The organism is Granulicatella sp. HMSC31F03 (assembly GCF_001807725.1).
GTDB lineage: Bacteria > Bacillota > Bacilli > Lactobacillales > Aerococcaceae > Granulicatella > Granulicatella adiacens.
In genome coordinates this window covers 23,297-44,938 of sequence record NZ_KV790855.1, presented here as the reverse complement: position 1 = coordinate 44,938, position 21,642 = coordinate 23,297, and the positions used below count along the sequence as shown (strand labels likewise).

The window sequence follows — 21,642 nt, the reverse complement described above, 5'->3', positions numbered from 1 at the left end:
CACCTCTAGTCTTCAAAGTGTCCTTTATTCAATTGAATAAACTCCGCGAATTCTTTTGGTGGTTCCACTTGGAAGTTTAGCGTTTCTCCTGTTAATGGGTGAGTGAAGCTAAGTGTTCTTGCGTGTAGAAATTGACCAAATTCTGTTGCGTTTTTCCCTTTTGGATGATACAACGGATCATTTACAATCGGATGTTTAATAAATTCCATATGTGCTCTGATTTGATGAGTTCGTCCAGTTTCTAGGCGACAAGATACGAGTGAATAGTTTGAAAAAGAATCTAAAACTTCAAAATGCGTAATAGCATTCTTTCCTCCTTTTTCCACGACTCTTTTTAAGCGATTCGTTTGATGACGAGATAATGGTGCATCAACAACACCCGTTTCATGTGCAAAGTGCCCATCCACAATGGCAATATACTCACGGTTCATCTTATTTTCAGCAATCTGCTCAGCCAATTTTTGGTGCACATCATTATTTTTAGCAATGACTAATAAGCCACTTGTATCTTTATCAATGCGATGGACTAATCCTGGACGATAGATTTCTTCGCTCGTGCTATCTGATAAGCTATTTGAATGATATAACAATGCGTTTACTAACGTTCCACTGTAATGTCCTTTAGACGGATGAACGACCATACCACTTGGTTTATTGACTACAATTAATGAGTCATCTTCAAAAACGATATCAAGTGGAATATTCTCTGGTTGAATTGTAATAACTTCTTCCTCTTTCCGAAGAATTGTAACTTCATCCCCAGATTGTGCTTTATAATTTGATTTCACGACTTCTCCATTAACTGAAATAAGTCCAGCTTTTAGCCAACTTTGAATGGTAGTTCTACTTAGACCAAGCTCGCCAGTTAACACTTTGTCTAATCGTTCAGTCTTTTCTAATTCAAGTTTTAATTTTTTTAATACTGATGTCATAGTGCTCTCCTATTTTGATTGTTCCTTAAAAATAACATAATAGAATAAGAAGATTACTCCGAAGGTTAAACAAATGTCTGCAACATTAAAGATTGGAAAATCGATAAATTCAAACTTAAACATATCGACAACATACCCTAATCGGATACGATCGATAAAGTTTCCTACAGCCCCAGCTAAAATGAAAGAGTAAGCTGTTAATAACCATTTGGATTTTCCTTTTTCTTTAAACATCAAATATAAAAGTGTTCCAACTGCTACTGTAGTGATTGCATAAAAGAAAACCATCTTCCCTTCGAACATTCCCCAAGCTGCTCCAGTATTTCGAACATATAATAGGCTCACAATTCCATTGATAAACTGCATTCCATCATGCAAGTTAAAGTTATTTACAATCCATAATTTCACTAGTTGATCTGCAATAATTAGTACAGCGCTTAATATTAAATATAAAAACATATCGACTCTCCATTTCTTTTCAATAATAGTATTGTACAAAGAAGTCAAAGGTTAGTCAACGAACTGAAAATGATGTTAAATTGAAATACTTTTTTCCACTCAAGGGGTAAAAACGGGTAAAATTTAACTGAAAATGGGGATAAAGTCCTAAAAATCAGTCAAAAGATTGAAAAAACAACAAAATACACGTATAATATCAACAAGAAAACGCATTACTGTTAAAGGAGTGTAATATGAAAAAAATCGCAGCCAAGGTATTCTTGATTAGCGCGAGTTTCTTATTTTTAGGAGCATGCGGTAATACAAAGAAAAGTGCCGAATCTACTGTTCAAGAAGTACAAGATACCTTACCTGTTGTCGTTCAACAATTAAATGACATTCAAGCGTTAGAAAATTCATTACAATCTGATTGGGAAGCGGATATCCATGAAGATTACACGATGACGTCTTACGCTAAGAAAACGGGTAAAGTATTCTCAAACATTCAAGAACGTCAGCAATTGTTGAAGTCTATGCAAAAATCGCTCAAAGTATTATCAGATGATGCGACTAGACTAAGTAACTTGAAGGATAAGAATCTTCCATCTGCAGAAATTCAAATTGTAGTTTCTAATCTGCAATCAATTGTTTCTCAATTAAAGAACTACTCCGAAATGTCTCAAAAACAATTGGAAAAAGAAGCTGAGTTTTTCGTTAGCATATCAGGTGGAAAACAAACAAGCGATGAATTAAAAGCGCTCATTATTGAAGTAAATAATTCTGCTAACGAGCGTCAACAAATTATAGAAGCAATAAATTCTCCAATCAGTGAGCTAGATAGACCAATTCGCATTCTAAAAGCTCGCTTGGCAAATAGCGGAAAGGGTGAGTAATGATGTTGAAGAAAAAATCTTTAGTAACGAGTATGCTCACTGTTGCGTCTGTTAGTTCCCTACTCGCTTTCCACTCTGTGGCAAATGCGCAAGATACTGCTGATAGTAAGTTGAATGTAAGAACGAATAGTTTACTCCGAGTTCCAGCAAATATACCACAGGAACATATTTATGATTCAGGCATTTCTATTCCATATCCTGAAGATGGCGTTAAGGGGATTTATTTACAGGCGTTTCGTGCCAAAGGACAAGACTTGGAAAATATGATTCAGTTCGTTAAGTCTACTCCCATTAACTCTCTTGTAATTGATGTCCGTGATGGATATGGACAAATTACAATGCCTCTGGAGACTGATAATCAACAAGTGAAGAAGCATACTGTCAATGAAGTACCAGATACTACTGCTCTTCTTAAGCGACTAGAAAAGGAACAAATTTATCCAATTGCTCGTATTGTATGTTTTGGAGACCGATTTGTTCCAAAAGAGAATCCTGAACGTTCCTTTAGAAATGCTTTAGGCCAGCTATGGTATACAGATGACGGAGAAACGTTCCTGAATCCTTTTCTTAAAGAAAACTGGGAATACATTGCAGAAATTGCAATTGGTGCTGCTAAAGCGGGATTTAAAGATATTCAATTAGATTACGTTCGTTTCCCACTTGGGTTCGAAACTGTTTCGGAAGACTTAGTCTATGATAAAGGTGATTATGCTCATATTAAAGATGATGATGAAGCCCGTATTGCTGCGATTACAGACTTTGTTGCATTTATTCGAGAAAAACTTCAACCATATGGTGTACATCTTTCAGCTGACATCTTAGCACACGCGATTACTGAATCAAAAATTGGTGGTATTGGACAAAAATTTGTCAATATTGCTGATAAAGTAGATGTCATCTCTCCTATGATTTTTCCAAGCCATTGGGTGAATTATGCTTTAGATGTAAAGGATCCTGATAAAAATCCATATGAAATCGTTAAACGCTATATGGTGATTGAAAAAGGATATATAAAAACATTAAACCCTTCTCCAATTTCAAGGCCTTGGATTCAAGCGTTCACTGCAGATTTTCTTGGTGAAGGAAATTATCAACTCTACACCGCGGATATTATCAGCAAGGAAATTCAAGCGCTAAAAGAAGCTGGCGTAACGGAATACCTACTTTGGAACGCTGCTTCTCAGTATTCATCAGAAATAAACTTCTAAACCAAAAGGACTTCCATTAGTATGGAAGTCCTTTTCTTTATAAAATTTAATTTTCTTTCAATGAACTGTAGTCAAAGTTCGCTAAAACAGCTTTTACTTCCTGGTCGTTATCCCCTAGAAGCGCAGATCCATTACTTGTACGATCTACAAGTGTTAAGTCCATTGGTCTAACCACTTTTGTTTCGCCGTTTCCAGCAATGATTGTGTATTCACTATTTGAAGTGATTTCTCCATCTAAGAATACGACACGATGAGGTTTTGTTTTCAATTCACGTAAAACCATAAGTCCACGTTTTGCACGTGTAAGCATCGAAATTTCTAATACATTGAATCGTTTTACAGCCCCACGCTGTGTTGTAAGGAAAGCAGAAACAACTTTATGTTCTAATGAGTAAACCATCGCTCCGGCAACAAAATCTTCTTTACGAAGGTTGATTGCTTTCACACCGCTGGCTACAGTACCAACTACTGGAATTTCGCTTAATTCATAACGTAAACCAAATCCACAGTGCGTCACGATAAAAACTTCTAAACTTTCTGGGTTTGTAACAACCACTTTGACTACTTCATCCGTTGTAGTCTTCAATTTCATCGCATTACTTGTACGAGTCTTGTATCCTCGGTACGTTGTAAACTCATTGAATAATGTTTGTTTCACTAAGCCCTCTTTTGTAAAGAAGACAACAGTCCAATCTTTATAAGAGTCATCACTATCTTTAGCTTTGACAAATCCAGTCAGAATGACTTCGTTGCTACCCAAAGAAATAGACTGGCTTAAGTGGTTTCCGACATCTTTCCATTTCGCTTCTGGAATTTCATGTACTGGTAAGTGTAAGTAATTTCCTTTTGAAGTAAATAGAATTAAGTTATCTAATGTAGAAGCTTTTTGGCAAAGAACCACTTCATCCCCTTCACGCATTCCGTTTTCTTCTGGAGCGCTTGAAGCAAATGAACGTGGGCTAACACGTTTGTAGTATCCTTGTTTTGTAGCAACCACATATACTTCTTCTTCGGCGACTAACACTTCAGTTTCAATCTTAATCTCTTCAATTTCAGCTTGAATTTGCGTTAAACGAGGCGTTGCATATTTCTTCTTCAAATCACGAAGTTCACTCTTCATGACTTGAAGAAGAGTTTTTTCGGATTTTAAGATACTTAAGAATGTTGCGATTTGCTCATTTAAATCAAGCTTTTCATTTTGAAGAATTGTAATATCCGTATTCGTTAAACGATACAATTGTAAGCTTACAATCGCTTCTGCTTGGATCATTGTGAAGTCATATGTTTCTACTAAACGTTCTTTCGCATGTTTCTTATCTTTACTGTTACGAATTAATGCGATGACTTCATCTAAAATCGATAAAGCCTTCATCAAACCATCAACGATATGAAGACGATCTTGAGCCTTCTTCAAATCATATTGCGTACGTCTCGTAATCACTTCTTTTTGGAAGTTGATATAAGAAGTTAGAATTGTTTTTAATCCTACTTGTACAGGTCGGCGTTCATCGATAGCGACCATATTGAAGTTATAGTTCACTTGTAAATCTGTATTCTTCAATAAGTAGTTTAAGATTCCCTCAGCATTAGCTTCTTTCTTCAATTCAACAACGATTTGAAGCCCAGTACGGTCTGATTCGTCCCTTACTTCAGCAATTCCGTCAATCTTCTTATTCAAGCGAATTTCATCAATCTTCTTCACTAATAAAGCTTTGTTTACTTCATATGGAATTTCGGAAATAATGATTTGCGTTTTTCCACCTTTAATCGGTTCGATTTTTGTTTTCGAACGAATCACTACTTTACCGCGTCCAGTTTCATACGCTTGTTCTAATTCCTCAAGCCCCTGAATAATTCCTCCTGTTGGGAAATCAGGACCTTTAACAAATTGCATCAATTCTTTCACAGTCGCTTTAGGATGGTCAATCGCATGAATGGTTGCATCGATGACTTCTCCTAAGTTATGAGTAGGAATTTCTGTAGCGTAACCGGCTGAAATCCCAGTAGCTCCATTTACAAGAAGGTTTGGATAACGCGCAGGAAGTACAGTCGGTTCTTCTTCAGTATCATCGAAGTTCAATACGAATTCTACTGTTTGTTTATCTAAATCTCTCAGTAATTCTTCTGAAATTTTAGAAAGACGAGCCTCCGTATAACGCATTGCAGCAGCAGGGTCTCCATCCATACTACCGTTATTCCCGTGCATTTCAATTAACACATCACGAAGCTTCCAATCTTGACTCATACGAACCATTGCTTCATAAACGGAAGAGTCTCCGTGTGGGTGGAAATTACCGATTACGTTACCGACAGTCTTTGCTGATTTACGGAATTGTTTATCGCTTGTGTTTCCATCGATAGACATCGCATATAAAATACGACGTTGTACTGGTTTCAAACCATCACGGATATCAGGAAGAGCACGGTCTTGGATAATGTATTTTGAATAACGTCCAAATCGGTCGCCCATTACATCTTCCAGATTCAATTCTTGAATATCTTGAATTTGACTCATACTATTCCTCCTCTCCTAGTAACGACAATTGTTCTACATGATCAATTGTTGCTTCTTTTTTCTTAACTGATGGTTTCTTTTCTTCTTTTTTCGGACTAGCTGTTGTGCTAATGGCATTTACATCTGATTCTAAAATACTCTTATCTTCTTCTAGACCAAACTCAACGTGGCGTTCAATCCACTTACGACGAGGTTCCACTTTATTCCCCATCAATGTGCTTACACGACGTTCTGCTTGAGCTTTATCATCGATAACAACACGAATTAACGTTCTTGTATCTGGATTCATAGTAGTATCCCATAATTGGTCAGCGTTCATTTCCCCAAGACCTTTATAACGTTGTAATAAGTAGCCTTTTCCGACTAGTTTAGTCTTCTCTTCAAGTTCTTTTTCTGTCCACGCATACTCAATCACTTGTTTTTTACCAGTTCCTTTAGAAATTTTATATAAAGGTGGTAATGCAAGATATACTTTCCCTGCTTCAATCAATGGTTTCATATAACGATAGAAGAATGTTAACAGCAAGACTTGAATGTGAGCCCCATCGGTATCCGCATCGGTCATAATAACAATCTTGTCATAGTTACAATCCTCAATCTTGAAGTCACTACCAACACCAGCACCAATAGTATAAATAATCGTATTGATTTCTTCGTTCTTAAGAATGTCTGAAATCGATGCTTTTTCAGTATTGATTACTTTACCACGTAATGGAAGAATCGCTTGGAACTTACGGTCACGCCCTTGTTTTGCAGAACCACCGGCAGAATCCCCCTCTACTAAGTAAAGTTCATTCTTCTTAGGGTTTTTACTTTGAGCAGGCGTTAATTTACCAGAAAGAAGTGTTTCCTTCTTCTTGCCCTTCTTACCATTACGGCTCTCTTCACGGGCCTTACGACTCGCCTCACGCGCTTCACGTGCTTTAATGGCTTTACGAATTAATTCCTGTGCAATTTCACCGTTTTCCGTTAAGAAGAAACCTAGTTGTTCAGAAATTGTATTATCAACAATTCCGCGAGCAGCAGGTGTACCTAATTTATCTTTCGTTTGTCCTTCAAATTGTAGAATCTCTTCAGGAATACGAAGCGAAATAATCGCTGTTAATCCTTCACGGACGTCGCTACCTTCTAAGTTTTTGTCTTTCTCTTTTAAAAGACCAACTTTACGTGCGTATTCGTTGAACGCTTTTGTTAAGGCACTCTTCATTCCCACTTCGTGAGTACCACCGTCTTTTGTACGAACGTTATTTACAAAAGATAAAATCGTTTCTGAATAACCATCGTTATATTGGAATGCAAATTCGGTTTCAACACCATCCACTGTGCTATCAAAATCAACAACAGGAGATAATGTATCTTTTTCTTCATTTAAGTATTGGATAAAATCGCGAATTCCTTCTTCATAATGGAACGTTTCTGATTCTCCAGTACGCTCATCTGTTAAAACAATTGTAAGTCCTTTTAATAAGAACGCTGATTCTCTTAAACGTTCAGCTAATGTTTCATAAGACCAATTCGTTGTTGAAAATGTCTTATCACTTGGAAGGAATGTAACTGTAGTTCCAGAACCACGACGGCTTGTTTTTTCTTTTTTAACAGTTCCGACTGGTTCACCACCATTTTTAAACGATTGTTTGTATAATGTTCCATCTCGCAAAACTTCTACGGTTAACCAATCTGACAACGCGTTAACAACAGACGCCCCAACTCCATGAAGACCACCTGATGTTTTATATCCACCTTGGCCGAATTTACCACCGGCATGTAATACAGTAAAGATAACTTGAATAGTTGGGATCCCAGAAGCATGCTTTCCCGTTGGCATTCCACGACCATTATCTTTTACTGAAAGTGATTGATCTTTATGAATTGTTACTTCAATTTTTGTAGCGTAACCTGATAATGCCTCATCGACCGCATTATCAACAATTTCATACGCTAAGTGATGAAGTCCTCGATGATCAGTTGATCCAATATACATCCCTGGACGTTTACGAACAGCTTCAAGACCTTCTAAAACTTGAATCGCATCATCATTATACTGATTCGTCACTTTGCTCATTTAATACTCTCCTTTTTTCATCATCTTATCTATAATACTTGTTTTTAAATATTTTCGCAAGATTTCCCTTCATAAATAGCGTTATAATAACATTTCTTATTAGAATTGTAAGTTAAAATGTTTTTGTGTTAAACTGTTTCTAGACTGTTTTTAAAAGGAGAAGTCAAACAAATGTCATTTACATTTATAATTGGTGCCATAGTGGCATACTTACTTGGTTCGATTCCATCTGGATTATGGGTTGGGCAGTATTTCTTTAAAAAAGATATTCGCCAATATGGGAGTGGAAATTTAGGATCAACAAATGCGTTTCGAGTTTTAGGAAAAAAAGCGGGTTCCCTAGTATTATTCTGTGATATCTTTAAAGGATTCTTAGCGATGATTCTTGCTTTAACTGTATTTAAGCAACCTGATATTTCTCCATTGTGGATGGCCTCTTTCGCGGTTATTGGTCATACTTTTCCCATTTTTGCTTCATTCAAAGGAGGAAAAGCGGTTGCTACTTTTGCTGGAATGATTTTAGCTTACCAACCATTATTACTTTTATATGGACTTATTATTTTCTTAGTACTCCTTGCAATTACACGAATGGTTAGTCTTACTGCTATGGTAACTATCACTTTAGGGGTATTCCTTTCACTACTATTTAATGATTGGACACTAACACTTTTTGCACTTGCAATAGATATTTTTATCATTTACCGACACCGTTCTAATATCCAAAGAATTTTAAACGGAACAGAAAATAAAGTTCCAATGCCTTGGGAACAAAAAAATAAAGACACTAAGTAAGTACTTAGTGTCTTTTCTTTTACTCGAAAATAAAACTGGCTGTAGATTGATAAGGTGTCTTGTTTGTAATTTTCAAGACATTCTTTTTTTCTTCTAAATTTTGCGTAAAATCATTCGCCAAGTCTGGATATCCATCCCAAGGTTCAAAGCAAACAAAAGGAGAATCATCTGGCATAGTCCATACTCCTAACGCGCCAATCCCATTTAAAAGTACGGTTACGCTTTTATTCCCTTTTTGAGAATACAACTTGCCTTTGAAATGAGGGGAATTTGATTTAAATAATAATACATCATTCGTAAATAAATCATGGTGTAATCGAAATTCTTTTTCTGGATACGAAACCCCTTCAAGTGAAGCAAGATATGGAATCTCTAATTCAAGTTTATGAATCGAGCTTTCCGAATCTAATTGGATTCGATAATCTTCAAACGACAATCTTTCTTCCAACGGTACTCTAAATGCAGGATGACCACCAATTGCAAAGTACATTTCAGGACTTTGAGTAGTAACGAAATAACTCATATCTAATTGACGACCATTTAAAGTGTATTTTAGACGCAATTGAAAATCGAAAGGATAGTTTTCCTCGATCATCTCATTCGTGAGTAAGAAAGTGGCAAAGTCACTTCCATTATCCTCTAACTTAAATGCATAGTCACGAGCAAAACCATGTTTTCTAGCTTCGTAATCATTCCCTTTGTAGGAAAAAGAGTTATTTCGAATAGCACCAATATTCGGAAATAAAATTGGAGATTGTTTATTCCAATGAATCCCATCTGGTTGATACATATATTCCGTATGAGTCTCTTTATCAAATACAGAAGTTAGTTCTGCCCCAAAAAGTTTTACTCTGACTTTTAAAAATTTATTTTCTAAAGAAATGTTATCCATATAATCGCCTCTAATTTATGAATGTTTTAATTCAGTTAATAAGGATTTTTTGATATTTTGATTTTTTATTTTTATATAGGTTCCTTTAGTTCCTAGGCTGCGACTTTCAATAATTCCTGCTGATTCAAGTTTACGAATAGCATTTACAATTACTGTACGAGTAATATTATACTCTTTCGCAATTTTTAAAGCAGTGAATCTTAAATCCATACCATCAAACAATTGGATAATCACTTTAATGGCTTCTAATTCACTATAAGATAACGAACTAAGAGCTAAATGAACATTTTGTTGTTCTCTCTTTTCTTGCTCAATCTTTCTTGTATACCAGTGCAACATTTCTGTTCCAATTACTGTTCCAGCGTGTTCAGCCAAAATAAGATCGTCGGTTGAAAAAGGTTCTTCATCCTTCCCCATCACTACAAATCCTAATTGAATTCCTGAAGCAAAAATTGGAATAATGGTGGTCATTGCATTCTTGAAATTATCATGTAATTCAACTGGAAAAATCGTTAGTTCATCCGTTACAGGTATATTTTCCTTCGTGAATTTTAAAGATGTTAATCCGTCCATATAAAAATCCGGAAATTGTCTACTATTTTTATACTCCTTCATACGATCGTTATTTACTTGAAATTCATCATGAATTCCTAACAATCTTCCATCGCTTGATGCGATATATAAATCAACTTTCAAAAGAGTTCCCAAAATTTCTGTTAGTTTATTAAATGGTAAATCTGCTGTTTCAGAATCTCTCCAAATATTATCATACTGGACAATTTCATTAATCTTCCTTAAATCAGCTAAAACTTTACGCATGAGTATATTCTCCTTTTTATAAAATGTATTTAGTTAAATCTTGATCCTCTCGAATCGCATTTAATTTACTTTCTACATATTGTTCAGTTATTTGGATGCTTCCCATTTGCATCGTTGGTGCTTCGAACAATAATTCTTCTAATACAGTTTCTAAAATAGTGTGAAGACGACGGGCACCAATATTTTCCATTGTACTATTCACTTCGAAAGCAATCTCAGCCAATTTTGAAACAGCTTCTTTTGTGAAAACGACTTCCACATTTTCTGTAGCAAGTAATGCCTTATACTGTTTTAATAATGCGTTTTTAGGTTCCATTAAAATGCGTTCAAAATCTTCTTTTGATAAATCTTGTAATTCAACCCGAATCGGGAATCGCCCTTGTAGCTCGGGCATTAAATCACTTGGTTTAGCCACATGGAATGCTCCAGAAGCAATAAACAAAATATGGTCTGTATTAATCACACCGTATTTCGTATTCACTTGGCTCCCCTCAACGATTGGTAAAATATCTCTTTGTACTCCTTCCCTTGAGACTTCCCCTCCGTTTTGACCTTTTGCAGTAATCTTATCAATTTCATCAATAAAGATAATTCCTGATGTTTCAGCTAGTTTTAAAGCTTCTGCATGCATATCTTCCTGATTGATAAGGTTATTTGCTTCTTCCTCCGTTAATAGTTCTAACGCTTCTTTAACAGTGACTGTACGGCTAATTTTCTTCTTAGGAGTCATCTGATCAAGAACGGATTGAATTTGCATCATTTGTTCCATTTGGTTACCAGATCCCGCCATCCGCATTGGTTTCTCAGTTAATTCAATTGTTACTTCTTTTGAATCAAGTACTCCATTTCTTAATTGTTGCTCAATATCACGACGACTTTGAGCAATTTCTTCTGTGATTTCTTCCTTCATTTCAGGTTCTAATCCTGGATTTTGAATGCCCATTTGTTGGAACATATTGAAGAGTGAATCTTGTTGTGGGTTCGATACTTTCTTCATGATTCCAGGTTTTAAGATCTTCGCAAGCTTTTTAACAGCCTTATCAAAAGCTTGTGGCTTTACCTCTTCTTGTTTTAGTTTAGTCACAATTTGAATCGCATTTTCCACTAAATCACGAACCATCGATTCTACATCACGCCCAACGTAACCGACTTCCGTAAATTTAGTGGCTTCCACTTTTGCAAATGGTGCATCAACTAATTTAGCAAGACGACGAGCCAATTCGGTTTTACCAACCCCAGTAGGACCAATCATCAATAAATTTTTAGGAGTGACTTCCTTTTTCATTTCTTCATCTAATAATAGACGACGGTAACGATTACGAAGAGCCACCGCTAACGCTCGTTTTGCATCCTGTTGCCCAACGATGAATTGATCTAATTCAGATACAACTTCTCTAGGTGTTTTACTAATATTTGCTTGCATAGTTCCACTTCCTTACGCCAACGTTTCAGTAATGATATTATCATTTGTAAAAATATCAATCTCTGAAGCAATTTTTAAACTTTCTCTAGCAATATCTTCTGCTGTTAAATTCGAATCCCCAAATCTTAGGAGACCTCTAGCAGCTGATAAAGCGAAGTTACCACCAGAACCGATTGTTAGAATACCATCATCTGGTTCAATGACTTCTCCTGTTCCTGAAACAAGTAACACTTGTTCTTTATTCATTACGATTAACATCGCTTCTAATTTTTGTAAACCACGGTCACTTCTCCATTGTTTCGCCATTTCAATAGCTGCACGTTGTAAGTTCCCTTTGAATTGTTTAAGTTTATCTTCAAACATTTCTTCTAAAGTGATTGCATCTGCTACACCGCCCGCAAATCCCACAAGTACTTGATTGTCAAAAATACGACGGATTTTACGAGCGGTCCCCTTCATTATCACTTTTTCACCCATTGTCACTTGACCGTCACCAGCCATAGCAACTTGGTTATCTTTTTTTACTGCACAAATTGTAGTCATGATTTTCCTCCGTTATTCTTATTAAAGGCACTAGCGTCAAATTCGTTCTTCCCAGCTTTAGACCTTGGAAAATATAATTGGTAATTTTGTTGAAGAGCTTCTTTTGTCACATGTGTATAAATCTGAGTTGAACTAAGACTTACATGCCCTAAAAGTTCCTGAACAGTTCGCATATCTGCACCATTATTCAACAAATGCGTTGCAAACGTATGTCTTAGCATATGTGGATGAATCTTTAATGTTAGTCCACTTTCTTGAATTAGTTTTTCTAAAATATAACGAACTCCATTAGTCGTCAGTGTATCACCTAAATGATTCACAAACACGAAAAAATGCTCCTTCCTTTCTTTAGCCATAAGATCCTTTCGTCCTTCTTCAAGATAAGTTTCTAAAGCCGTTCTTGCAAAGTCACCAATCGGAACATAGCGTTCTTTAGAACCTTTACCGATGACGAGGATAACGCTATTATCCAGGTCTAATTGCTCAAGAGTTAAATTCGTTAACTCACTGACACGCATACCTGTAGCATATAATACTTCGACTAGAGCTTTATTACGTTGGTCTAAAGACTGATTTCCATCAATAGAATTGATAAATTTTTCAATTTCATCTTCATAAAAAAACTCTGGAAGAAGCATTTTACCCTTTTTATAACTGACTGACGCAAAAGGATTTGATTCTACTGCTTTTCGTTCTACCAAAAAATGATAAAAAGAACGTAAACTTGAAAGGAACCGAGAAATACTTGAACGATTATAGTTTTCACGATGTAAAACTCCTAAATAGATTCGAACATCAACGACAGATACATCGTTCCATGACGTAATTGGAACTTCTGTTAAGTAATCGCAGAAATGTTGAATATCACGCTCATACGCATGAATCGTCTCTGGTGAATAACGTCGTTCAACTTTTATATACGCTAAGAAATCTTGCATTTCATTCTTCATCATCTTCCTCCTATCGTTAACTTTATCACAGTAAGCACTTTCTTACAACCGAATTGTCAAAATTATTAAGACAATTAATACATATTTAATAAACTCTGCGTCATAGTCAATGCACTAACATAATTTCACGCACATAAAGAGAGCACCCAGATTTCTCCAAGTGCTCTTTCCTTTATTTTTGAACTTCCTCTTTATAATCGCAATTACTACACACAATTTGTTTTCCACCGCGACCTTTTTTCTCAACTAAGTAGTGTTCACATTTTGGACAATTACGTCCTACTGGTTTATCCCATGAAACGAATTCACATTCAGGATAACGATCACAACCATAGAAGATACGATTTTTCTTCGACTTACGTTCAATCACTTTCCCTTTGCCACAAGTTGGACATGTAATCCCAATATCTTTAACAATGGCTTGTGTATGATGACATTCTGGGAAATTGCTACATGCGTAGAATTTACCAAAGCGACCTAATTTAATCACCATCGGATGGCCGCATTTTTCACAGTTGAATCCAGCTGGTTCATCTTTAATCTGAACTTTCTCGATTTCTACTTCCGCTTTATCCACTTCAACCTTGAATGGTTGGTAAAACTTATCGATAACTTGTACCCACTCTTCTTTCCCTTCTTCAACAAGGTCGAGATTATCTTCCATTGAAGCAGTGAAATGAGTATCCACAATATTTGGGAAGTATTGTTCGATAATTTGATGAACAACATATCCAAGTTCCGTTGGTTCAAAACGTTTAGAAACTAATTTAACGTAGTAACGTTTTTGGATTGTTTCGATTGTTGGTGCATACGTTGATGGACGACCAACACCAATTTCTTCTAATGTTTTAATTAACGTAGCTTCAGAATAACGTGCAGGCGGTTGTGTGAAATGTTGTTCTGGATTTAGTTTTGCTAATTGAACTTCATCCCCAACTTGCATTTCTGGGAGCACGTTTCCTTTTTTCGCTTCTGCATTATCTTGATATACCTTTTGATACCCAGCAAACTTAATTGTAGATCCATTTGCCTTAAACACATGATTGTTTTGTTCTAAATCTACTTGTACAGTATCATAAACTGCTGCAGTCATTTGACTAGCAACAAATCGAGACCAAATTAAGGTGTACAATTTCAATTGATCTTTTGTTAAATAACTTGCGATTGAATCCGGTGTACGTAAAACAGATGAAGGACGAATTGCTTCGTGAGCATCTTGAGCGCCTTCAGCATTCTTTACAGTGCGTTTAGTTGCAAGACAGTAATCTTTACCAAACTCTTTCTCAATGAACTCAGAAGCCTCATTTTGGGCAGATGCTGAAATTCGAGTTGAGTCTGTACGCATATACGTAATCAAACCAACTGAACCACTACGACCAAGAGATACCCCTTCATAAAGTTGTTGAGCTACCATCATTGTTTTTCGCGTTCTGAAGTTTAAGCGGTTTGACGCATCTTGTTGCAAGCTACTTGTTGTAAATGGAGCTGCAGGATTGCGTCTACGTTCTTTCTTCGTTACTTTAGTAACTTTGAATGGTTTCTTCTCAGAAAGTTCGTTCATAACTGATTTAACAGTCGCTTCTTTTTCTAAAGACGCTTTCTCAGCTGTAGTACCATAGTAATTTGCCGTGAAAGCTTTCTTTTCTTTTTTGAATTGTCCTTCAAGAGTCCAGTATTCTTCTGGAACAAATGCTTTAATTTCGTTTTCGCGATCAATAATTAATTTTACCGCGATACTTTGAACACGACCAGCACTCAATCCTTTTTTCACTTTCTTCCATAAAATAGGAGATAAAGTGTAACCCACAAGGCGGTCTAAAATACGACGTGCTTGTTGCGCATCAACTAAATCCGTGTCAATCATTCTAGGATTCTTAAATGCTTCTTTAATTGCATCTTTTGTAATCTCATTAAACTCCACTCGAATAGGTTTGTTTAAATCAAGTCCTAATAAATGCGCTAAATGCCAAGAAATAGCTTCTCCTTCTCTATCCGGGTCACTTGCAAGATAAACTGCATCTGCTTTGGCTGCTTCCTTTTTAAGAGACTTAATTAAATCGCCCTTCCCTCGAATCGAAATATAATGAGGTTCATAATTATTTTCAATATCTACACCCATTTTGCTCTTAGGTAAATCTCTTAAGTGACCTTTACTTGCGACCACTTTAAAATTTTTTCCCAAATAGCGTTCAATGGTTTTAGCTTTTGTAGGAGACTCTACAATCACTAAGTTTTGCTTCACCATTAAATGGCTCCTTCCATCATTACTCTGTCTAATATTAAAATATCAGGCAAAAAGCCTGTATTTAGCGAGATTGTTTAAATTGTCTTTTGTCATCATATCTAAACACATTCTTTTTGTCAAGGCAACAAATTATCTCTTATAGTTTTTTTATGGAAAGTAATGTAGATTTTTATCAATAGTTTCAGCGCTAGAAACTAAACAAGCTCCAGCTTCAATTAGTTGATTAGTTCCTTTTGAATGTGATGAAAAAATACTTCCAGGAATAGCAAATACTTCTCTATTTTCACTCAAGGCAATATTAGCAGTAATTAGACTTCCACTTCTCTCTTTAGCTTCTACTACACAAACACCATGGCTTAACCCTGCTATGATGCGATTTCGGTAAGGAAAATGAAACTTCAAAGGTCGACTTCCTAAAGGATATTCAGAAATAATAAGACCTTTTTCCCCTATTACTTTATAGAGATTAGCATTTTCAGGTGGATATACAACATCTAATCCACTTCCTATAACCGCTATCGTTTTCCCATCATCCTTCAAACATTCAAGGTGTGCTAAAGAATCCACTCCTTTAGCTAGACCGCTAATAATTCCGATTTTCTTCTGTACTAAATCCTGTACAATGATTTTCGTACATTGTTTTGCATAGTTTGAATGTTCTCTAGAACCTACTAAAGCGACTAATCGTTCATTTAACAAAGACAATTCTCCTTTATAGAAAAGAACAATTGGAGGTAAATAAATTTCTTTTAACCTTCTTGGATAAACAGCATCCAAAATGGTCAATACTTTTACTTTTTCAACTTTCATCTTTTCAAAAGAAGCTAACCAATCAAATGTCTCTAACCATTTAGAAGTTTCTTCGGGCAAGCTGAATTTTACATCCCCTAAAACAAATGGATGATCTAAAGAAACATCATCATTCATTTTTTGAAATAACTCATAAAACTGTTTACTATTCAATGTTTCACTAATCGCTATTCCAATTAATAGTTTTCTTTTTGTTAATAACATAAATAAACTCCTTCCGGTAAATAGTTTTCAAAACTATTTACGAGAAAGAGTTTATTTTTGGAACTTTATTGTTGATATTCTTTTACAGGTGCAAATGTCATACGATGTATTGGCGTCGGACCTAATTTATCAAGACCTTCTATGTGTGCTTTCGTACCATATCCTGCATTTTGTGCAAATCCATAACCTGGATACAGTTGTTCGTAATCCTTCATCATTTGGTCCCTTACCTCTTTAGCAACAATACTTGCCGCAGCTATCGAGATGCTCTTCGCGTCCCCTTTAATAATGCCTTCTTCTGGAATTCCTGTATCCAATTTCATCGCATCAATTAATAAATAATCAGGTTGTTCAGGCAATAATTCAATCGCTCGCTTCATCGCCACTTTACTAGCTTCATAAATATTAATTTTATCAATCGTGAATGCATCGACAATACCGATACCAATGGCAACAGCTTGCTCTTTAATCATTTCGAAGATTTCTTCGCGTTTTTTCGCGCTCAACTTCTTAGAATCATCGAGACCAATATCTTCCATACCTTCAGGAAGAATGACAGCAGCTGCTACCACTGGACCAGCAAGTGGGCCGCGACCCACTTCATCAATTCCTGCAATCATTCGGTAGCCTTTTTGTTTGGCTGCACGTTCAAAGCTTTGCATTTCCTCAAAGTGTGCAGCACGTTCTGCTTTTTTGGCGAATTGACGTTCAAACTTTGCGATTAAATCTTGAACTCCTTTACGATCGTCACTTCTAAGTTCTGTTAAACGTTCATCCGACAACGTTTGAATTTCTTCAAGAATCAATTTAATTTCTTTGATGGAACGTTTTTCCATTATGCTTCCTCCGTTAACGACACAGGCGCTTGGTCTAATGTATAACGACCCAGTTTTCCTGAACGAATATCAAACACGATTCGTTCACTTGCCTTTTCATAATCTTCTTTAAAGCCTAAATTCATTGTAATTAACATTAATAAATCAACATTTGAAAGTTCTAAATCGCTATCTATTAAACGATAAGCTTTCTTTAAATACTCTGGATAATCTAATTTAAACTGACTAAGAGCAAAAAGTGCAATATCATCCATGTGAAGGAGTGCATCTTTAATCGCACCCGTAAGTGCTAGTTTATTCCCAACTTCTTCACTTTCAAACTTTGGCCATAAAATACCTGGAGTATCCAGTAATTCAAAATCATTTCCGATTTTTAACCAGAGTTGTCCCTTTGTAACACCAGGACGATTTGCTGTTTCAGCTTGATTTTTATTAATCATACGGTTGATAAAGGTTGATTTTCCAACGTTTGGTATTCCAAGAACCATTAAACGAATCGGTCTAGGACGAATCCCTTTTTCCAAATTCTTTTCAAAGACAGGAGCCATTAATTCTTTAATCGCTGCTTTAACCTGTTTTATCCCTTTTCCATCTTTAGCTTCTGTTGTAAGAACTTTAATTCCTTGGCTTGTAAAATAATCATTCCAACGCTTTGTTTGAGATGGATCTGCCAAATCAACTTTATTTAATAAGATTAATTGCTTCTTCTGTCCTTTAATTTCTTCGATAATAGGATTGCGACTTGATTCTGGAATACGAGCATCCACCATTTCAATCACGACATCGACTAATTTCAATTTTTCAGTTGCTTCCCTGCGCGCTTTGGCCATATGCCCCGGGAACCATTGGATTGTTGCCATACGTTTTGAATCCTTTCTATATTACATTCACAAAAACATTCTTATAGAACCAACGAATATTATACCATGTTTTAATCCTTATTTCCGTTCTCTTCCTTATTCTTTATAATAAAAAAATCTCAGTACAGTAGCAATTACTCATTGCCGATGTACTGAGATAGCAATTGTTTACTATGAAAAAATTACTTCTAATCAATTACTTCATAAATACTTTCTGTATTCCAACGAATTTTTGGTTTAATGTCTTCATCTCTATAACCAAACGCGCACAATACGGATACTCCAAATTCTGATGTATCCAAAACTCCTTTTTCTTCTAAATAAGCTTCAACTTTAGCTTTATCATATCCTTCAATTGGACAAGAATCCATTCCCATCAAAACTGCTGCATTCATCATATTCGCCATTTGGATATACGTTTGCTTACTTGCCCAGTCAAAGAGTGATCGTTCATCGTTTAGCTGTGCATCACTTTCTTGGAAGCTCTTGATTCGATGCGCATATGCAGAATCTGGATCATAACTTCTATGTCTTACCTCTTGCATTAATTTTTCAATATAAGGTGTTTCATAGTTTACACCTTTACGAGCTAGATAAATCACAAAATGACTTGCTCCATCGAGCATTGAAACAGCGCCCCATGCCATTGATTTTAAATCTTGTTTCATTCCTTCATTGTTTAGTAAAAGCATCTTCCAAGGTTCGAACCCCAATGAAGAAGGTGCTAATCGTCCTACTTCGACAAGGGCTGCCCAATCTTCATCAGAAATACGACGTGTAGGGTCAAACTTTTTAGTAGCATAACGTTGATGTTGCAACGCAATAATTTCTTCTCTATTCATAATAGTAAACTCCTTTATCTTGATTATTACGAAAACTTCAACTAAGAAATGAATCTCTCATATAAATTAAGTTTATCAGCTAAAAAACAAAATAGCAATTCCCTCACAAATAACTCATTTCTAATCAATAATAAATATAAAAAATGAGACTGGAGTAGTCCAGTCTCACTATAACTATTGCGGATTATTTTCAGAAGATTTAAATTTGACCTTTTTAATTTTAAAGTCAATATGTCTTTCTCTGATAGTTGATTCGATATCATCAATTAGGATTCTCTTATCATTCTCTATCTGAATATTGATTTCGTACTTTCCACCAATATCTTTCACATCCACATTTGCTATTTGATATTGTTTTAAATTACAGTATTCATAAATATCGTGAACAAGAGAAATATCTCCAACAGTTCCATTAATACTTGCCTGATAAATCTGCTGCTGTTTTGTAAAATCATGTGTTAACCATTGAATTAACATAACAAAGATACTACAAACAATTCCAAAGAACCAAAATCCTCCACCAATGGCCATTCCAATCCCTGAAGTAGCCCAAATACCAGCAGCTGTTGTTAAACCACTTATTTTTTTATCCCTCATGAAAATGATACCACCACCAATGAAGGAAATCCCACTTACAATTTGAGCAGCCACACGTGAAGTATCGTAATCTGGAGTGTCCAGAAAAGCTTCTTTAGAAATAATCATCATTAAGGCAGAAGTAAGACAAACAATCACGTGTGTCTTTACTCCGGCTTGTTTATTCCTTGCTTTTCTTTCATAACCAATTAATAAACCACAAATACAAGCCAAAATAATTGATGTAAAATGTCGTAATTCAAGCATTGCATCAAATGAACGTATAAACACTTGATCCATATCTTTCCTCCCTAAAAACGTGTATTCCTATTTTACGTTTGTTTAATAGGAAAGTCAAATTTTATGAAATCGTTTACTGGAGAAAGAAAAAGGAAATTTAACAAAAAAATCAGGAAGTGAGTACTTACGACTCAATCTTCCTGATCTTTTAAATAGGTGCTTTTCTAGAAAAAATAAATTTTTTAAGAAAAATCACTCTAACAACTATTCTTCTTTTCTTTTACCTACATAGAGTGTTAAAAGAATACCACTTCCTAGAAGCATTGGAATGACTTCTGTATGCGCTCCAGTATTTGGCAAAATAGCATTATTGTTAGTCTCATTAGCTACTTTATTTGCAGTTGAGATAGTACTTGCGACTAATGATGGATTCTTATCGGAATTCACTGGAATTGCTGATGGAATTGCTCCTCCAATAGTTGTGCTTCCAACAGGAGTATTATTTCCTGGTGTATTTGTATAAGGTGTACTATTTGTTGGAGTTCCATTTGTCGAAGAACCATTTGATGGTGTAACACTAGTCGTCGTTCCGTTAGATGGAATTCCATTTGTGGATGTTGGATTGGTAGGAGTTCCATTTGTTGGCGAAATAGAGTAATTACATGTTCCATCCTTTCCATCTTTCCCATTTTTAACTACGACTTCTTGTTTAGTTCCGTCAGGATTTGTTACTGAAATTGTATAACTTCCATCATTATTATCAGTTAATGTAATAACTGGAGAAATACCATCTTTCCCGTCAATACCATTTTGACCGGAAACACCTGGATCCCCTTTGTCTCCTTTAGGTCCGGTTTCGCCATCTTTTACAACAAATGTTCCAAGAACTTCATCAGTGGCTTCATCAAACTGACTATTACCGTTTTTGTCAAGGTAGAACGTTAGTTTTGTCTCTTTCTTAGCATTGTCGCGTTCTATTTTAACTTTTGGAGTTTCTCCGTCTTTACCGTCACGTCCAGCTTGACCTTGTTCGCCTTGCTCACCTTTAGCTCCGGCTGCACCTGGATCGCCTTTATCTCCCTTAGGTCCTGCTACACCTTGAGGACCTGCTTCTCCTGGGTCGCCTTTATCACCCTTAGGTCCAGCAACACCTTGAGGACCTGCTTCTCCTGGATCGCCTTTATCACCCTTAGGACCGGCTACACCTTGAGGTCCAACTTCACCTGGATCGCCTTTAGGACCTGCTTTTCCGTCTTGTCCGTCTTTAACAATTAAAGTACCAAGAACGGTATCAGTGGCTTCATCAAACTCATTATTAGCATTTACGTCTTTGTAGAAGGTTAGTTTTGTCTCTTTCTTAGTGTCATCACGTTCTACTTTAACTTTTGGAGTTTCTCCATCTTTACCGTCACGTCCAGCTTGACCTTGTTCGCCTTGCTCACCTTTAGCTCCAGCTGCACCTTGAGGACCAACTTCTCCTGGATCTCCTTTGTCACCCTTAGGACCGGCAACACCTTGAGGACCTGCGATACCTTGTTCTCCTTTTTGACCATCGGCGCCAT

The 21,642-nt window shown here is 36.0% G+C and carries 18 protein-coding genes and 1 pseudogene; 3 read left to right on the top strand and 16 right to left on the bottom strand.

Annotated features, from left to right (window positions below; translation table 11 throughout):
* Positions 1–5: 5 nt before the first annotated feature.
* Positions 6–932 (bottom strand): RluA family pseudouridine synthase, encoded by a 927-nt coding sequence (locus HMPREF3106_RS05585; protein WP_070444938.1) that lies wholly within the window; start codon positions 930–932, stop codon positions 6–8.
* 9 nt (positions 933–941) lie between these two features.
* Entirely contained in the window at positions 942–1,391 is a 450-nt protein-coding gene (lspA, locus tag HMPREF3106_RS05580) for a signal peptidase II (RefSeq protein ID WP_070444935.1), read from the bottom strand.
* 233 nt (positions 1,392–1,624) lie between these two features.
* Between lspA and HMPREF3106_RS05575 the strand changes: the two genes are divergently transcribed.
* Positions 1,625–2,263 (top strand): YkyA family protein, encoded by a 639-nt coding sequence (locus HMPREF3106_RS05575; RefSeq protein WP_070444932.1) that lies wholly within the window; start codon positions 1,625–1,627, stop codon positions 2,261–2,263.
* Between the two features lie 2 nt (positions 2,264–2,265).
* Positions 2,266–3,471, top strand: a complete 1,206-nt coding sequence (locus tag HMPREF3106_RS05570) for a putative glycoside hydrolase (protein WP_070444929.1) — start codon at positions 2,266–2,268, stop codon at positions 3,469–3,471.
* Positions 3,472–3,517: 46 nt separating this feature from the next.
* On the opposite strand, the gene parC is transcribed toward HMPREF3106_RS05570, so the two are convergent.
* Both parC and parE read right to left on the bottom strand, forming a co-directional pair.
* Positions 3,518–5,986: a DNA topoisomerase IV subunit A gene (parC, locus tag HMPREF3106_RS05565; RefSeq protein ID WP_070444926.1), complete on the bottom strand. Its 2,469-nt coding sequence runs from the start codon at positions 5,984–5,986 to the stop codon at positions 3,518–3,520.
* 1 nt (position 5,987) lies between these two features.
* Positions 5,988–8,048, bottom strand: coding sequence for a DNA topoisomerase IV subunit B (parE, locus tag HMPREF3106_RS05560; protein WP_005605450.1), 2,061 nt, complete (start codon positions 8,046–8,048; stop codon positions 5,988–5,990).
* Positions 8,049–8,219: 171 nt separating this feature from the next.
* Here parE and plsY point away from each other — a divergent pair, with 171 nt between their 5' ends.
* Positions 8,220–8,840, top strand: coding sequence for a glycerol-3-phosphate 1-O-acyltransferase PlsY (gene plsY / locus HMPREF3106_RS05555; RefSeq protein WP_049554592.1), 621 nt, complete (start codon positions 8,220–8,222; stop codon positions 8,838–8,840).
* 19 nt (positions 8,841–8,859) lie between these two features.
* Here plsY and HMPREF3106_RS05550 read toward each other — a convergent pair whose 3' ends face one another.
* From HMPREF3106_RS05550 to HMPREF3106_RS09285, 12 genes and pseudogenes are all read right to left on the bottom strand, one after another.
* Positions 8,860–9,732 carry an aldose epimerase family protein gene (locus tag HMPREF3106_RS05550; RefSeq protein ID WP_049554593.1) on the bottom strand — a complete coding sequence of 291 codons (873 nt, stop codon included), beginning with the start codon at positions 9,730–9,732 and terminating at the stop codon, positions 8,860–8,862.
* 15 nt (positions 9,733–9,747) lie between these two features.
* Positions 9,748–10,551, bottom strand: a complete 804-nt coding sequence (codY, locus tag HMPREF3106_RS05545; protein ID WP_005605445.1) for a GTP-sensing pleiotropic transcriptional regulator CodY — start codon at positions 10,549–10,551, stop codon at positions 9,748–9,750.
* 16 nt (positions 10,552–10,567) lie between these two features.
* The gene (gene hslU, locus HMPREF3106_RS05540; RefSeq protein WP_070444922.1) at positions 10,568–11,974 is read right to left on the bottom strand and encodes an ATP-dependent protease ATPase subunit HslU; all 1,407 of its coding nucleotides are present in this window, start codon (positions 11,972–11,974) and stop codon (positions 10,568–10,570) included.
* Positions 11,975–11,986: 12 nt separating this feature from the next.
* Positions 11,987–12,517, bottom strand: coding sequence for an HslVU peptidase proteolytic subunit (gene hslV, locus HMPREF3106_RS05535; protein WP_070444919.1), 531 nt, complete (start codon positions 12,515–12,517; stop codon positions 11,987–11,989).
* A complete protein-coding gene (gene xerC, locus HMPREF3106_RS05530; protein WP_083281609.1) occupies positions 12,514–13,467 on the bottom strand; it encodes a tyrosine recombinase XerC in 954 nt (317 codons plus the stop codon). Before xerC ends, hslV begins: the two co-directional genes overlap by 4 nt.
* A 172-nt stretch (positions 13,468–13,639) precedes the next feature.
* Positions 13,640–15,712, bottom strand: a complete 2,073-nt coding sequence (gene topA, locus HMPREF3106_RS05525) for a type I DNA topoisomerase (RefSeq protein WP_070444914.1) — start codon at positions 15,710–15,712, stop codon at positions 13,640–13,642.
* A 147-nt stretch (positions 15,713–15,859) separates the two neighbouring features.
* On the bottom strand, positions 15,860–16,726 hold the full coding sequence (dprA, locus tag HMPREF3106_RS05520) for a DNA-processing protein DprA (protein WP_070444911.1): 867 nt from the start codon (positions 16,724–16,726) through the stop codon (positions 15,860–15,862).
* Between the two features lie 65 nt (positions 16,727–16,791).
* A complete protein-coding gene (locus HMPREF3106_RS05515; RefSeq protein ID WP_070444908.1) occupies positions 16,792–17,562 on the bottom strand; it encodes a ribonuclease HII in 771 nt (256 codons plus the stop codon).
* Positions 17,562–18,422: a ribosome biogenesis GTPase YlqF gene (ylqF, locus tag HMPREF3106_RS05510; protein ID WP_070444905.1), complete on the bottom strand. Its 861-nt coding sequence runs from the start codon at positions 18,420–18,422 to the stop codon at positions 17,562–17,564. Before ylqF ends, HMPREF3106_RS05515 begins: the two co-directional genes overlap by 1 nt.
* A gap of 188 nt (positions 18,423–18,610) precedes the next feature.
* On the bottom strand, positions 18,611–19,264 hold the full coding sequence (locus HMPREF3106_RS05505; protein ID WP_070444902.1) for an NAD(P)H-dependent oxidoreductase: 654 nt from the start codon (positions 19,262–19,264) through the stop codon (positions 18,611–18,613).
* A gap of 174 nt (positions 19,265–19,438) precedes the next feature.
* Positions 19,439–20,140 carry an MgtC/SapB family protein gene (locus HMPREF3106_RS05500; RefSeq protein WP_005605428.1) on the bottom strand — a complete coding sequence of 234 codons (702 nt, stop codon included), beginning with the start codon at positions 20,138–20,140 and terminating at the stop codon, positions 19,439–19,441.
* A 204-nt stretch (positions 20,141–20,344) separates the two neighbouring features.
* Positions 20,345–21,642, bottom strand: a pseudogene (locus HMPREF3106_RS09285) (hypothetical protein); the annotation flags it as partial.

Coding starts and splice junctions, on each gene's coding strand:
- HMPREF3106_RS05585 (WP_070444938.1), bottom strand. CDS start 932: ATGACATCAGTATTAAAAAAATTAAAACTTGAATTAGAAAAGACTGAA.
- lspA (WP_070444935.1), bottom strand. CDS start 1,391: ATGTTTTTATATTTAATATTAAGCGCTGTACTAATTATTGCAGATCAA.
- HMPREF3106_RS05575 (WP_070444932.1), top strand. CDS start 1,625: ATGAAAAAAATCGCAGCCAAGGTATTCTTGATTAGCGCGAGTTTCTTA.
- HMPREF3106_RS05570 (WP_070444929.1), top strand. CDS start 2,266: ATGTTGAAGAAAAAATCTTTAGTAACGAGTATGCTCACTGTTGCGTCT.
- parC (WP_070444926.1), bottom strand. CDS start 5,986: ATGAGTCAAATTCAAGATATTCAAGAATTGAATCTGGAAGATGTAATG.
- parE (WP_005605450.1), bottom strand. CDS start 8,048: ATGAGCAAAGTGACGAATCAGTATAATGATGATGCGATTCAAGTTTTA.
- plsY (WP_049554592.1), top strand. CDS start 8,220: ATGTCATTTACATTTATAATTGGTGCCATAGTGGCATACTTACTTGGT.
- HMPREF3106_RS05550 (WP_049554593.1), bottom strand. CDS start 9,732: ATGGATAACATTTCTTTAGAAAATAAATTTTTAAAAGTCAGAGTAAAA.
- codY (WP_005605445.1), bottom strand. CDS start 10,551: ATGCGTAAAGTTTTAGCTGATTTAAGGAAGATTAATGAAATTGTCCAG.
- hslU (WP_070444922.1), bottom strand. CDS start 11,974: ATGCAAGCAAATATTAGTAAAACACCTAGAGAAGTTGTATCTGAATTA.
- hslV (WP_070444919.1), bottom strand. CDS start 12,517: ATGACTACAATTTGTGCAGTAAAAAAAGATAACCAAGTTGCTATGGCT.
- xerC (WP_083281609.1), bottom strand. CDS start 13,467: ATGAAGAATGAAATGCAAGATTTCTTAGCGTATATAAAAGTTGAACGA.
- topA (WP_070444914.1), bottom strand. CDS start 15,712: ATGGTGAAGCAAAACTTAGTGATTGTAGAGTCTCCTACAAAAGCTAAA.
- dprA (WP_070444911.1), bottom strand. CDS start 16,726: ATGTTATTAACAAAAAGAAAACTATTAATTGGAATAGCGATTAGTGAA.
- HMPREF3106_RS05515 (WP_070444908.1), bottom strand. CDS start 17,562: ATGGAAAAACGTTCCATCAAAGAAATTAAATTGATTCTTGAAGAAATT.
- ylqF (WP_070444905.1), bottom strand. CDS start 18,422: ATGGCAACAATCCAATGGTTCCCGGGGCATATGGCCAAAGCGCGCAGG.
- HMPREF3106_RS05505 (WP_070444902.1), bottom strand. CDS start 19,264: ATGAATAGAGAAGAAATTATTGCGTTGCAACATCAACGTTATGCTACT.
- HMPREF3106_RS05500 (WP_005605428.1), bottom strand. CDS start 20,140: ATGGATCAAGTGTTTATACGTTCATTTGATGCAATGCTTGAATTACGA.